The sequence below is a fragment of the Dyadobacter sp. CECT 9275 genome (assembly GCF_907164905.1).
In the GTDB taxonomy this organism is placed as follows: Bacteria; Bacteroidota; Bacteroidia; order Cytophagales; family Spirosomataceae; genus Dyadobacter; species Dyadobacter helix.
In genome coordinates this window covers 1,804,279-1,818,306 of sequence record NZ_CAJRAF010000002.1, presented here as the reverse complement: position 1 = coordinate 1,818,306, position 14,028 = coordinate 1,804,279, and the positions used below count along the sequence as shown (strand labels likewise).

12 protein-coding genes are annotated in these 14,028 nt (G+C 45.6%); 6 read left to right on the top strand and 6 right to left on the bottom strand.

Going from position 1 to position 14,028, the window contains the following annotated elements; all coding sequences use genetic code 11:
* Nucleotides 1-24 precede the first annotated feature (24 nt).
* From KOE27_RS15355 to KOE27_RS15345, 3 genes are all read right to left on the bottom strand, one after another.
* Nucleotides 25-1,200: a PQQ-dependent sugar dehydrogenase gene (locus KOE27_RS15355; RefSeq protein ID WP_215239739.1), complete on the bottom strand. Its 1,176-nt coding sequence runs from the start codon at nucleotides 1,198-1,200 to the stop codon at nucleotides 25-27.
* Between the two features lie 47 nt (nucleotides 1,201-1,247).
* Nucleotides 1,248-2,246, bottom strand: coding sequence for an aldo/keto reductase (locus KOE27_RS15350; protein WP_215239738.1), 999 nt, complete (start codon nucleotides 2,244-2,246; stop codon nucleotides 1,248-1,250).
* Between the two features lie 311 nt (nucleotides 2,247-2,557).
* Complete coding sequence (locus tag KOE27_RS15345) at nucleotides 2,558-4,843, bottom strand: GH92 family glycosyl hydrolase (RefSeq protein WP_255573950.1); 2,286 nt, start codon at nucleotides 4,841-4,843, stop codon at nucleotides 2,558-2,560.
* Between the two features lie 234 nt (nucleotides 4,844-5,077).
* Between KOE27_RS15345 and hslU the strand changes: the two genes are divergently transcribed.
* On the top strand, nucleotides 5,078-6,478 hold the full coding sequence (gene hslU, locus KOE27_RS15340) for an ATP-dependent protease ATPase subunit HslU (protein WP_215239736.1): 1,401 nt from the start codon (nucleotides 5,078-5,080) through the stop codon (nucleotides 6,476-6,478).
* 72 nt (nucleotides 6,479-6,550) lie between these two features.
* Here hslU and KOE27_RS15335 read toward each other — a convergent pair whose 3' ends face one another.
* The 3 genes from KOE27_RS15335 to fmt all read right to left on the bottom strand — a co-directional run bounded on the left by KOE27_RS15335 (nucleotide 6,551) and on the right by fmt (nucleotide 9,194).
* Nucleotides 6,551-7,663 carry an alpha/beta hydrolase-fold protein gene (locus tag KOE27_RS15335; RefSeq protein WP_215239735.1) on the bottom strand — a complete coding sequence of 371 codons (1,113 nt, stop codon included), beginning with the start codon at nucleotides 7,661-7,663 and terminating at the stop codon, nucleotides 6,551-6,553.
* A gap of 33 nt (nucleotides 7,664-7,696) precedes the next feature.
* Nucleotides 7,697-8,197 carry a dihydrofolate reductase gene (locus tag KOE27_RS15330; protein WP_215239734.1) on the bottom strand — a complete coding sequence of 167 codons (501 nt, stop codon included), beginning with the start codon at nucleotides 8,195-8,197 and terminating at the stop codon, nucleotides 7,697-7,699.
* 76 nt (nucleotides 8,198-8,273) lie between these two features.
* Nucleotides 8,274-9,194 carry a methionyl-tRNA formyltransferase gene (gene fmt, locus KOE27_RS15325; RefSeq protein WP_229252779.1) on the bottom strand — a complete coding sequence of 307 codons (921 nt, stop codon included), beginning with the start codon at nucleotides 9,192-9,194 and terminating at the stop codon, nucleotides 8,274-8,276.
* A gap of 232 nt (nucleotides 9,195-9,426) precedes the next feature.
* Between fmt and greA the strand changes: the two genes are divergently transcribed.
* From greA to KOE27_RS15300, 5 genes are all read left to right on the top strand, one after another.
* Nucleotides 9,427-9,903, top strand: coding sequence for a transcription elongation factor GreA (gene greA / locus KOE27_RS15320; RefSeq protein ID WP_215239733.1), 477 nt, complete (start codon nucleotides 9,427-9,429; stop codon nucleotides 9,901-9,903).
* A gap of 85 nt (nucleotides 9,904-9,988) precedes the next feature.
* Nucleotides 9,989-10,312: a hypothetical protein gene (locus tag KOE27_RS15315; RefSeq protein WP_215239732.1), complete on the top strand. Its 324-nt coding sequence runs from the start codon at nucleotides 9,989-9,991 to the stop codon at nucleotides 10,310-10,312.
* 94 nt (nucleotides 10,313-10,406) lie between these two features.
* Nucleotides 10,407-11,477 (top strand): M42 family metallopeptidase, encoded by a 1,071-nt coding sequence (locus KOE27_RS15310; protein ID WP_215239731.1) that lies wholly within the window; start codon nucleotides 10,407-10,409, stop codon nucleotides 11,475-11,477.
* A gap of 145 nt (nucleotides 11,478-11,622) precedes the next feature.
* The gene (locus KOE27_RS15305; RefSeq protein WP_215241619.1) at nucleotides 11,623-12,675 is read left to right on the top strand and encodes a PA0069 family radical SAM protein; all 1,053 of its coding nucleotides are present in this window, start codon (nucleotides 11,623-11,625) and stop codon (nucleotides 12,673-12,675) included.
* Between the two features lie 79 nt (nucleotides 12,676-12,754).
* Complete coding sequence (locus tag KOE27_RS15300) at nucleotides 12,755-13,999, top strand: exo-beta-N-acetylmuramidase NamZ family protein (RefSeq protein WP_215239730.1); 1,245 nt, start codon at nucleotides 12,755-12,757, stop codon at nucleotides 13,997-13,999.
* Nucleotides 14,000-14,028: the final 29 nt, after the last annotated feature.

The following is a 14,028-nucleotide window of genomic DNA, read 5'->3' as shown; positions in this document are numbered from 1 at the left end:
AACCGCTGGTTCGTATGATCTGCTTCAGGATTTCGGGCTGAGCTTTACAACTTTCCCGGAATTCTCAAGTACCACATAAATGTTGCCGTCATAAGCCTGACGCACATCACGAACGCGGCCTAGTTTTTCAAAAATGATTTCACGTTTGGTTACTTTGTCGCCTTTTACCGTAAGGTGCTGAAGATACATAAACTTCAGAGAACCCACGAGGAGGTCTCCTTTCCAGCCTTTAAACTTGTCATTGGTCACGAAAGTCATCCCGCAGGGAGCTATGGAAGGTTTCCAGTAAGTAACAGGTTGTTCCATTCCCACACGTGCCGTATCTTTTGAAATGATGCTGTTATCGTAGTCAATTCCAAAGGTGATCAAAGGCCAGCCATAGTTACTGCCCTTTTTAATGATATTAAGTTCGTCACCTCCCTGCGGGCCATGTTCATGCTCCCATATCACACCAGTGGCAGGGTTGATCACCATACCCTGCGGGTTACGGTGGCCATAGGTCCATATTTCGGGACGAGCCCCTGCGGTATTTACAAAGGGGTTATCGGTCGGGATTTTACCATCCTCGTGCAAACGGACTACTTTCCCCTGGTCCCTGCCCAGGTTTTGAGAATTTTCTTTTTGTCCGCGTTCGCCAAGGGATAGAAATACGTAACCTTTTTTGTCAAAAACGATACGTCCGCCATAGTGGACATTGCCCTTTACATTGGGAAGCGCCTTGAAAAGCTGCTGAATTTCAACCAGTGCATGATCCTTTAGTTTTGCCCGCATCAGGGCTGTGTTGGCACCTTCGTCATCTCCTTCTTCACCAGCTTTTTTGGGGGAGGAATAACTGATATAGATCCATCCGTTCTTTTTGTAATCAGGATGAAGGTTAATGTCCAGCAGTCCGCCCTGGCCTTTATACCATACCTGTGGTATTCCGCTTATTTCCTGCGGATCGAGAATTCCGTTTTTTACCAGTCGTAATTTGCCTCCACGTTCGGTCACCAGCAGGTCACCGTTTGGTAAAAGTGCGGATGCCCAAGGCATCGTAAGCCCCTTTGCAACTGTGTCCACTTTGATATTGGCTTCTGTAAACTTTTCGGATTTTGGCTCAGGAGCAGAACTGTTACTCATCAGGCCGAGGGTGGCGGTAAAAAGAATACCTCCCAGCACGACCGGGACTCCTTTTTTGAAAATGGAAAGGTTGGTTTTCATAAATTCAGATATGGGTGAATATTGTTTGATAGGTTAAGTATTACAGGTTATTTGTTTACCAGCTTCAGATCGCTTAATTGATTATTTATAAAGCTGATTTCATCCCGGTTCAATTGAATATCAACCGAAGAGGCATTTTCAAGGGCCTGTCTGGCATCCCTGGCACCAGCCAGCGCGATGGTAATGCCTGGTTGTTCAACGGTCCATTTCAAAACCAATTGTCCTAAGGTAGCCTTTTTATCTTCCGCAACCGGTCTGATTTTGGCCAGAAACGCGTTCACCCTTTTTATGTTTTCGTCTGAAAAATAATGGAGCGAAGCACGGTTATCATCTTTTGCGAAAGAGTAACCGGAGGTCATTTTCCCTGTTAGCAACCCACGCTGCAATGGACTGTACGCAAGAATGGATATGTTATTTCCGATACAGTAGGGTACGGTTTCGGCTTCAATATCCTTCCTCAACATGCTGTAAGGTACCTGATCTGAAACAAGATTGATATACTTGCCTGCTTCCATCAGCAACTCGGCATTGTAGTTACAAACCCCGGCATACCTCACCTTTCCCTGTTGGATAAGCAAAGAAACGGCCTCCATGCTTTCCTGGATCGGGGTAGTTTTGTCGTGCCAGTGAATCTGATACAGGTCAATATAGTCGGTTCCCAGGCGCTTAAGGCTGTCTTCACATTCCTTCACGATGCTATCCGCTGAAGCATATTTGTAAATGTCGATGGCCTGCCCGTCATTGGTCTGGCTTTTCATTGCAAAATCTCCCTTTGCGAGGTCCCAGTGCATACCATATTTGGTGAGAATCTGCACTTTATCACGGGGAAGGTCTCTGATTGCCTCTCCAACGATTTCTTCACTCAGGCCCTGCCCATAAACAGGAGCGGTATCAATGGAGGTAACACCCGCATGATATGATTCCCGGATAGCCTGCACAGCTTCGCTTCTTTCGGTACCTCCCCACATCCAGCCGCCTGCCGCCCATGCGCCAAAAGTAATTACTGAAATGTCAAGATCTGAGTTGCCTAATTTCCGGTATTGCATGTTGTTGTTTTTCTTTCCACAATTTTAATCACGTAATGTAGAAATACTACATTAAAAAGCAAATAAAGTCGTAAAACGTTCGTCACCGACTTTATTAAGGTATTAAATTCTGAAAAATAGGATTAAGCAGAGTAAACGGGTGGTATGTTTTGAAATCAGATATTAAAAGGCTATCGCGATTTTTTCGGTTGTTTTGGTTCCGTTTATTCCTTACAGTTTTATTATTCCATTTATAACTAAAAAACCCCATGCGCCGCATGGGGTTTCTGATCATTGAGAATGTTGAGTAATAGATCCTTAATATCCTTATTTTACTTCGATAAAGAAAATGGTGCGTTTTCTGGTTTGATTCCCCAGGTTTGGGTGGCCTTGCTGCTCATGTTGAACCTGACAGTGCCGCCTTTTTGGATGTCACCGTGTTCCAGGAAAGTGTTGTTATAAGGCTTGCCGTTCAGTGCAACACTTTGAATGTACATGTTGGTACTGTTGCTGGCTGGTGCTTCTATCGTGAATTTCTTACCATTTTCCATTGTAAGTGTCGCTTTTTTAAATAAAGGCGAGCCGATTACGTATTGTGTTGTCCCGGGCGTAACCGGATAAAACCCAAGAGACGAGAAAACATACCAGGCGGAAGTCTGCCCGTTGTCTTCATCCCCACAATAACCATCCGGCGTGGGCTGATACAGTTTTTTCATTACTTCACGTGCCCAATACTGAGCTTTTGACGGAGCGCCGGCGTAGTTATACAGATAGATCATGTGCTGGATCGGCTGGTTGCCATGTGCGTAATTTCCCATGTTCATGATCTGCATTTCTCTGATCTCGTGAATCGGGAAGCCATAATAGCTGTCGTCAAATATCGGAGGTAGCGTGAAAACGGTATCCAGTTTTTGTACAAATGCTTCTCTGCCACCCATCAGGCCCACCAGTCCTTTCATATCCTGAAACACCGACCAGGTGTAATGGATACTGTTGCCTTCTGTGAATGCGTCCCCCCATTTGAAAGGGCTGAAAGGCTTCTGAAACTGACCATCTTTGTTTTTTCCGCGCATCCATTTTGTTTCGGGATCAAAAATATTCCTGTAATTCTGGCTTCTTTTCAGGTACAGGTCAATCTCGGCCTGCGGTTTTTTTAATGATTTGGCCAACTGCGAGATACAGAAATCGGCATATGCATACTCTAATGTCCTGGCAGCGTTTTCATTTACCTTTACATCGTAAGGTACATAGCCCAGCTCGTTGTAATACGCATGCCCAAACCGGCCGACTGAACTTACGGGACCCGCATGATTGGTGTTTTTGATGATTGCTTCATAGAGTTTATCGATGTCATACCCCCGGATACCCTTGATGTAGGAATCAGTAATGAGTGAGGCGGAGTTAGAACCTATCATACAGTCACGGTGGCCGGGGCTGGCCCATTCTGGCAGAAAACCGCTTTCGTCATAAGCATTCGCCAGCCCTTGCATGATCTGCGCATTCAATGTGGGATACATCAGCGTAAAAAATGGAAATACCGCACGGAAGGTATCCCAGAAACCATTGTCGGTAAACATATAGCCGGGTTTGGTCTGCCCGTTGTACGGGCTGTAATGTACCACCTGGTTTTTGGAATCGAACTCGTAAAACTTCCTGGGGAATAACATCACCCGGTAAAGGCAGGAATAAAAAGTGCGGATCTGGTCGATATCTTCGCCTTCCACCTGAATGCGGGATAGTTCGTGGTTCCAGGTTTTCCTTCCTTTTTCGAAAGTCTGATCAAAGGTATCGGTGCCAATTTCCCGTTTAAGGTTCAGCTCCGCCTGTTCGGGGCTAATAAATGAAGACGCCACTTTGAGGCCTATCTTCTCTCCGCGGAAGGTTTTGAAGCCCACAACGGCCCCCACATGGCCCGCTTTTAGTTCCAGGGTATCCTTCGCCAGCGTTGTGCCGTGAAATGCGGAGGAGAATGTGAAGGCTTTGTCAAAAATCAGTACAAAATAATTCTTGAAATTGGACGGTACTCCTCCGCTGTTTTTAGTCGTATATCCTATGATTTTCTTTTCAGAAGGAATGATCTTCACGTAAGAACCTCTATCAAAGGCATCCAGAAGCACAAATGCGCTGTCTGTTTTAGGGAAAGTAAAACGGAATTGTGCCGCCCGTTCGGTTGGTGTTATCTCCGTGGTTACGTCATAGTCGGCCAGGTAAACTTTGTAGAAATGCGGTTTGGCTGTTTCCGCTTTGTGTGAAAACCAGCTAGCCCTGCTCTCCTCATCAATTTTGATTGATCCGGTAATCGGCAATACGGAAAACTGTCCGTAATCGTTAATCCAGGGACTTGGCTGATGGGTCTGTTTAAATCCCCTGATCTTTTCCGCATCATAGCCATAACTCCATCCGTCGCCCATTTTGCCGGTTTGAGGCATCCAGAAATTCATTCCCCAAGGCATGGCAATGGCGGGATAGGTATTCCCGGCTGACAGGCTGAATTTGGATTGTGTCCCCATGAGCGGATTAACCCATTCCACCGGATCGGTGAGGTGGCTTGGTTTTTGGGCAAGCGCAAAAATGTTTAATACTGAGAATAATACGGTAAAAAATTTACGTTTCATCAGAAGAAGAAGTCGTTTGTATGAGTTAGGTTATCCGGTAAAGAACTGAACCAGCATTTGGATGCAAGTTAGTAAAAGATTCTGCATCGTATATCCTAACCTGACATATTGGCAAGGCATGGTTATTTACATGGGTTATCAGCCGGCAGAAGTTTCAAATTGCTGATTTGGATATACTGCTTCGATTCTAAAAGTTTTATCAGAGAAATCTGCTTATATTAAAGTAAATTACACAACATGACCGAACACTTAAACCGCCTGACACCGCGCCAGATCGTTTTTGAACTGGACCAATATATCATAGGACAGCACGAAGCCAAACGTAACGTGGCCATTGCACACAGGAACCGGTGGAGAAGGATGAACAGCCCCGAGGAGATTCAGAAGGAAATCATACCTAACAATATATTGATGATTGGCGCGACCGGAGTAGGTAAGACAGAGATTGCCCGGCGGCTTGCCAAAATTGCCGATGCGCCATTTATCAAGGTGGAGGCATCTAAATTTACGGAAGTTGGTTATGTGGGCCGTGATGTGGAGAGCATGGTCAGGGACCTGGTGGAGCAGGCCGTGGGTATGGTGAGGACCCAGAAAAAAGAAGGAGTGAAAATGAAGGCCGAGCAGGCCGTGGAGGACATTATCCTGGATGCACTCATTCCCCCCGTTCATGGTTCGCCTGCTGTAAAGCCAAAATTTGACAATGGGGTGGAATACGATAATGCCATGCCGGAGGACGATACTGAATTGAACCAGCGTACCAGGGAACGCTTTAGGGAAAAGATCAGAAACGGAGAGCTGGATAACCGCAAAATTGAAATTGAAATTCAGGCTAGTCAGGTACCCAATGTGGGTATGATAGGCGGCTCTATCGACGATGTTTCCATGATGAATATTCAGGAAATGATTGGGAACATGGTCCCTCGCAGAGGGAAAAAGCGAAAGGTGACTGTGGGCGAAGCCAAGAAAATCCTGTTGGACGAGGAAGCATCTAAACTCATTGATATGGATGAGGTGAAAATTGAGGCGATCAGAAAGGCGGAAAATCTCGGGATCATTTTTATTGATGAAATAGACAAGGTAGCCTCAAGCCGGTCTGGCGGGAGCGGACCAGACGTGAGCCGTGAAGGCGTGCAACGGGATTTACTGCCGATTGTAGAAGGCAGCGCTGTCAATACCAAACACGGAGTGATCAATACAGATCATATTCTTTTTATTGCAGCAGGGGCTTTCCATGTTGCCAAGCCGTCGGATCTCATACCTGAGCTTCAGGGGCGTTTCCCCATCCGTGTGGAATTAAACAGCCTTACCGAAAATGATTTCTATCAGATACTGAAAGCTCCCAAAAATGCTTTGACCAAACAGTATGAGGCCATGCTGGATTCTGAAGGGGTAGAACTGCAATTTCAGGACGATGCAATCAGAGAGATGGCTAAAATCGCGTTTGAAGTGAACAGCGAAGTGGAGAATATAGGTGCCCGCAGGCTGCAAACGGTGATGAGCCTGCTGCTCAATGACTTTATGTTTGACGTACCGGATGTCATCGGGGCCAATGCGCATATTGTCGTTACCGCGGAGTTGGTAAGGGAAAAACTGGCACATCTGGTGAAAAACCGGGATTTGAGCCAGTACATCCTGTAAAACCGTGAGCTTAAACTAAAACCGGGACTTGGTCAACCTGCCCAAATCCCGGTTTCTTAGGTACCAGAGTACTTATTCTTTCTCAAAAAACAGCCATTTCAGCGCAACCGGGAATTCCTTCCCCCAGCGCTTTTCGCTGTGCTGTCCTTTAGGGTCAATCGCAGTTTTTATCTTCACGCGTTTGTATCCGAATCCCTGGTTTTGCAGTGTTTCCTGAAGTTTATGAATGTTAGGGATCATCTCATCTCCTTCTTTTCCGCCTCCATAAATATAAATACGGGTTTCAAACGGCTCGAAGAAATGAATGGCATCAAAATAGATACGCCTGGATATCCACAGCGAAGGAGAAAATATCATCAGTCTGCCGAAAATATTCGGATACATCAAAGCCGCGTATATCGAGAGCAGCCCGCCCACTGAACTTCCGCCCATGCCGGTATTGAGCCTGTCGGGCAGGGTGCGGTATTGTTCGTCTACAAAGGATTTTAAAGTATCGGTTACAAATTTCAGAAACGACGCCCCCAGGCCTTTGCCCAGATTGGGGCTGTCATAAGGGGAAAATTCCTGGACGCGGTCATCACCGGCATGGTCAATGGCTACAATGATCACATCCGCAGCATCCTGCTTTGCCAGCTCGGTCAGAGCTTTGTCAAGTTCCCAGTTACCATAGGGCGACCCTTCTCCAAAAAGATTCTGAGCGTCTGTCATGTACAGCACAGGGTAGCGGCGATCTGGCTCTTCATAATAATCATGCGGAAGCAGTACGTGAACCCTGCGTTTTTTGTTGAGCTGAGGGATTTCAAAGGTTTCTGAAAGTACTTCAATGATCGGCATCAGGTCCGACTTGCGGGTGCTGTCCTTTTGCCATCGGATTACCTGGTCTTTTATTAATCCGTGGGGTTCCTGGAGTACACGGTTGGGATGCTGCTGTCCATATCGGTCCAGTTCTACCTGGTCCCAGCCTCCGCGTGTATATTTGTACTCAAGTGGTACCGGAAGTTCGGCATCCGCAGGAAATTCAAATGTGTAATGTCCGGGCTCTGTTTCGGTCATACGGTACTCTTCCAGGTCGGGATACCACTTGCAAAAGTTTCCTGTAATATAAACCGGTCTCTTGTCTGTATAAGGAGTGGTTAGTTCTAAAACAAGAGTTTCTGTTAACGTCTGTACCTGTATGGGTAGCATTCACTGATTTTTTAAAGGGTGTCAAAAATACAATTAATTGACAGGTTTTCTTCGTAAATCAATGAATTTGAACGAAAAAGCATGTTTTTCATCAGCATTGTAACCGATTTGGTTGATTTCGTCCCAGTTTTCGGGGTCGGAGATTTCAAAATGGGTATCTCCTTCAATCACAACATCCACTTGGGTAAGGTATATATGGTCCGTTACTGCCAGCGCCTGCTGGTATATCTCGCCTCCGCCAATGATAAATGCTTCATCCGTATTTAACTTTTTAGCCTCAGTAATGGCCTCATGTAAAGAGTGGACAACAATCACACCGTCAGGCTGAAAGTCTTTTTGCCTGGTAATCACAATGGATGTTCTGCCGGGCAATGCTTTTCCTATGGATTCAAAGGTTTTGCGGCCCATAATCATAGGATGGCCCATAGTCAGGTTTTTAAACCTTTTCAGATCTTCTGGTAAACGCCAGATCAGCTGGTTATCCTTCCCGATGACCCCGTTTTCAGAAACTGCAACAATGATGGATATAAGCATGGATGATTATTCAGGTGGGATTAATAAGCTTGAAAAAAGTGATGTTTCATATCTTCACAGACGCTGTGGGAGCCGTCTACAATTTTGTCCCTCTCAGGAACTCGTCCACCTGCATTCGTTTTTTTCCTTCCAGTTGCAATGTTTCCACTGCCAGCCAGCCGTCTTCTGCCCGGAAATGCAGGTATGTTTTGTTATCTGTTTTGTATTCTCCGGGCTGACCAGAGCTGTTATCCGGGATTATGGAGGTTTTGAACAGTTTACAGGAAAGTCCGTTTAACATGGTCCAGGCCGCAGGATAGGGCGAGAGCCCCCGCACGAAATTATGGATTTGTAAAGCAGGCTGTTCCCAGCTGATCTCACATGTTTCGCGGAATATCTTTGGCGCTGCTTTCAGGTCGCCACCTTCGGTCTGCGGAATCTGCGGATAGTGGCCGTCTTCTATGGCTTTTACTGTTTTTACCACCAGCGCCGCGCCTCTGTGCATCAGCCGTTCGTAAATGGCGCCGGCGTCATCATTTTCGCCAATGGTTTCTTTATCCTGGAAAATAATTTTGCCGGTATCAATATCTTTTTCCAGAAAGAAAGTGGTAACTCCGGTTTCGCTTTCACCATTGATTACAGCCCAGTTGATCGGTGCCGCACCACGGTACTGAGGCAGTAGGGAACCATGGAGATTAAAAGTTCCGAAAGCCGGCATGCTCCACACAACCTCGGGAAGCATCCGAAACGCCACCACTATCTGCAGGTCTGCCCGGAAAGATCTCAAAGTATCCAGGAATTCGGGGTTTTTCAGCTTCTCTGGCTGTAAAACAGGGATTCCACGGCTTTCGGCGTATATTTTAACGGGCGAGGCAACCATCTTCTGACCCCGCCCGGCTGGTTTGTCTGGTGCGGTAATGACGGCCACTACATTAGAATTGTTATCAACCAGACTTTGTAAACTGGGAACGGCAAATTCTGGCGTTCCCATGAAAATGATTCTCAATCTATTTGGCATTTATAGTTGCGGCTTTTGATCAAATGGTTTGTTAGCATTTACAAATATTGCTATTTTTGTCGTTCTTGTTTGAAAATATGACGAAGATTAAAGAACATATGAGCCGAAAAGATGAGGTCTTCTAGCCTTCTACGTGAGTTTGTGATAACTCTGGTAGGACGGTCTTGGAGCCGTTCTTTTTTTTTATCAAGTAATTCAAATACACCAAGATTTTATAAACAATAATGATGTCATGGCTAAAATTTCATACTACACTGAAGAAGGGTTAAACAAGCTGAAAGCTGAGTTGAATGATATGAAAACAAAAGGCCGTACCGAAATTGCGCGCCAGATCGCTGAGGCCCGGGATAAAGGGGATTTGAGTGAAAATGCCGAGTACGATGCCGCAAAAGATGCGCAGGGTATGCACGAAATGAAGATTGCCAAGCTGGAAGAGATCATGTCCAACGCGCGTGTGATTGATGAGTCTTCCATTGATACTTCGCAGGTTGCAGTGCTTTCCAAAGTGAAGATCAAGAACCGTAAAAACGGAATGGAGGTAACTTATACGCTGGTTTCGGAAGAAGAAGCAGATTTAAAAGCAGGTAAGATTTCCGTCGGCTCTCCGATTGGAAAAGGGCTTTTGGGGAAGAAAGTAGGAGAAACTACTGAAATTAAGGTTCCGGCCGGGATTATGGAATTTGAAGTACTGGATATCAGCAGGGCTTAATAATAGCATTTCGGCAAATAAAAGCAGTTCACAGTAAACAGTTTTCGCTGTATATTGTGAACTGTTTACATATACAGCTTTGGAAATGAGGTTTAAGGGCTTTTTGCTGAATGTTTCATTCCTTTGGGTGGAGGCAATGGCATTTTTCCCTTTTATCCTTTTAAAGAAAAAAAATCCGGGCCCGGTATTGCTTAACCACGAATGTATTCACCTGAGGCAACAGCTTGAAATGGGCATCCTGCTATTTTATGTTTGGTACTTTGTGGAATATCTGATCCGGTTGGCACAGTTCAGGGGGCATTACCTGGCTTACCTCAACATTTCTTTTGAACGGGAGGCCTATCGGAATGAAAAGGATCAGGAGTATCTGATTCGCAGAGGATTGTGGGCGTTTCTTGAATTTTTATAACCTTACAGTAAACCTCTATTCCGGGATTTTTATTTTAGATATTAGGAAGTTGAACTCGCAGTTAAAATAAGTACCCATTTTTCAATTAAACAGAATGTCTGAAAAAAGCACAGAATTTCTTTATAAGTATTTAAATAATGCTTCTCCGACTGGTTTTGAATCAACCGGTCAGCAGATCTGGCTTGATTACATCAAACCGTATATTGAGGAGCAGATCATTGATGTCTATGGAACCGCCGTCGGGGTGATTGGCCCCGGGCAGGACTACAAGGTGGTGATTGAAGCCCACTCCGACGAAATTTCCTGGTTTGTTAATTTCATTTCCGAAGATGGGTACATCCATGTCCGTCGTAACGGAGGGTCCGATGCTGCCATAGCCCCATCCATGCGCGTGAATCTGCATACATCCAAGGGAGTTGTGAAAGGTGTTTTCGGCTGGCCCGCAATCCACGTAAGAGATACTGCCAAAGACCAGGTTCCCAAGGTACATGAACTTTTTATAGATGTGGGGGCCTCCAAAAAGGACGAGGTCCTGGAAATGGGGATCCATGTGGGTACCGTTGTTACCTTTGCCGATGGCCTGGACGAACTGAACAATAAATATTATGTAGGAAGGGCGCTGGATAACCGTATGGGTGGTTTCATGATTGCAGAGGTAGCCAGGATGCTTCATGAAAATAACATAAAACTCCCGTATACCCTGTTTGTTGTTAACGCAGTACAGGAGGAGATCGGATTGCGCGGTGCCGAGATGATTTCCCGCAGGCTAAAGCCTGATCTTGCGATTTGTACGGACGTCACTCACGATACACAGTCGCCTATGTACAATAAAAAAGAACAGGGCGACCTGAAAAGCGGGGCTGGTCCGGTCATTTGTTATGGGCCCGCGGTACAGAATAACGTGCGTGATCTGCTCATCAAAGTGGCGGATGAAAAAAAGATCCCCTTCCAGCGACAGGCGGTGAGCCGGTCCACAGGTACAGATACGGACTCTTTTGCCTATTCCGCCGAAGGAGTTGCGTCGGCGCTGATATCCCTGCCACTCAAGTACATGCATACGACAGTAGAAATGGTTCACAAGGACGACGTCCAGAACGTCATACAGCTCATGTACGATGTTTTGCTTTCGCTAAAAGGTGACGAGGATTTCAGATATATAAAATAATTAAAATCTGCGTGTGTGTCTGGTTTACAGCTTGATCGGTCACACTGTATTTGATTTTGTTATTTTTAATATCAATTTTGATGTTCAATTTGTTATTATTGGTATCTTTATTGGCCGGTAATAACACTTTGTACATCAAAATTCGATTATGGAAAGGCCAAGAGGAAGAGGAGCAGGAATTAATACCCCCAATAAATTTCACAAACTTCAGACCGAGTATACTTCGGAAGACTGGCAGAACTGGGATGAGCCGGATACTAATCCGAAAACACAATTCATAGAAGATCATCCGAAGACTTTGCTGAGTACTTCTGACAGCCCTGACCTTCGCAATTTTAACTCCATCAATCCGTATCGGGGTTGTGAACACGGTTGTATCTACTGTTACGCACGCAATTCGCATGAGTACTGGGGTTTTTCTGCCGGTCTTGATTTTGAGACGAAGATCGTCGTGAAAAAGAATGCGCCGGAACTTCTTGAAAAGCTGTTTAATTCCAGGAAGTGGGAGCCCACCACCATCATGTTTTCCGGTAACACAGATTGTTACCAGCCTGCGGAAAAGAAATATAAGCTGACCAGAAGGCTTCTGGAGATATGTCTCAGATACCAGAACCCTGTGAGCGTGCTGACGAAAAACGCACTGATACTTCGGGATATTGACGTTCTGGAAAAAATGGCAAAATTGAATCTTGTCCATGGCGCGGTATCCATAACCTCCCTCAACGAAGACATCAGAAGTACACTTGAACCTCGTACCGTAACCGCGAAAAGAAGACTTCAGGTGGTAAAAATCTTGCACGAAGCTGGCGTTCCCATGGGTATCATGACAGCCCCCATAGTACCTGGGCTAACCGACCACGAAATTCCGGCCATCATAAAAGCCGCATCTGAGAATGGGGCGCGGTGGGCCGGGTATACCGTCGTGAGGCTTAATGGTGTGATCGGTACGTTGTTTGAAGAATGGGTGAAGCACCATTTCCCTGACCGCGCTGATAAAATACTGAACCAGATCAAAGATAGCCACGGTGGGAAAGTAAACGACTCACGTTTTGGATTGCGTATGACTGGCGAAGGGAAATATGCCGAACATATCAGACAGCTGCATAGCCTGGCTTGCCGCAAATATTTCAAGGAGCAGGAACTGCCTAAACTGGATACCTCCCTTTTTTTAAGAGGCGGACAAATGAAATTGTTTTGAAAGGGGATTGATAGATATCGGATAGAATTAATGAGTAATTTAGCTTTTCAGCTTCAATGATTCGCTCGAAAAATTTTACATGAAACAGATACTCTTTTCTTTCGTCTTTACGGCATTTACGGTTTTTTGTCATTTAAATTGTACGGCCACAACACCCTCAGATAAATGTAAATCGGGGGGAACCGGTAACACCAAAGACAAACTGATTACCGGTGCTGACCAAACCGGCCTGTATCTGGATTATCTCAAAGGGAAACGCGTGGCTATTTTGGTGAACCAGACGTCGATAATTGGTAAGACCCCCATCGTTGACAGCCTGGTGTCTCTGGGTGTAAACATTGTCCGCATTTTTGGGCCAGAGCACGGTTTCAGGGGGACGGCCAGTAACGGCGATAAAGTGGGTGACAGTGTAGATCCGAAGACGGGCATCCCGGCAATATCGCTGTACGGAAAACAGAAAAAGCCCACCAGGGAGCAACTGGCCGATGTGGACCTCATGATCTTTGATATACAGGATGTTGGAGCTCGGTTTTATACCTATATCAATACGCTGGGGCAGGTCATGGAGGCCTGTGCTGAAAATGGCAAGGAGCTTCTGATTTTGGACCGGCCAAATCCGAATGGATTTCTGGTAGACGGCCCGGTTCTGGAGGATCATTTGCATTCAGGAATTGGGGTTTATAAAATTCCGATCAGCCATGGGCTTACCATCGCTGAGTTTGCTCAAATGATTAACGGGGAAGGTTGGTTGCCTAACAAAATGAAGTGCCAGCTGAAAATCGTTAAAGTGGCGAATTACGAACATGATATGCCCTATGTATTGCCGGTGATGCCTTCACCAAACCTGAACACGCAGCAGTCTGTGATGCTGTATCCCCATATCTGCATGTTTGAAGGTACCATTATAAGTCAGGGAAGAGGTACTTACATGCCCTTTACGGTACTGGGAGCGCCGCTGCTGAAGGGTAAATTCAACTTTTCGTTCACGCCTAAAAGTATTAAGGGGATGAGTGAAACACCGCTTCATCAGGACACAGAATGTTATGGTATTGATCTTAGAAAATACGACATAACGGCTATCAGGAAGACGGGGAAGATTAACCTTGCATGGCTGATGGATATGTATAAAGCTTATCCCGAGAAAGAAAAATTCTTTGATATGAGCCAAAGCAAGCAGATGGGAAATATAGATAAGCTTGCCGGAACTGAAAATCTGAAAAGGCAGATCATTGCCGGTGTCCCTGAAAATGATATCCGTAAAAGCTGGGAACCCGGACTTTCAGAATTTAAAACGGCCAGGAAAAAATACTTGCTTTATCCATGAGTATGCTGTAACACAAAACATCCCCGGTG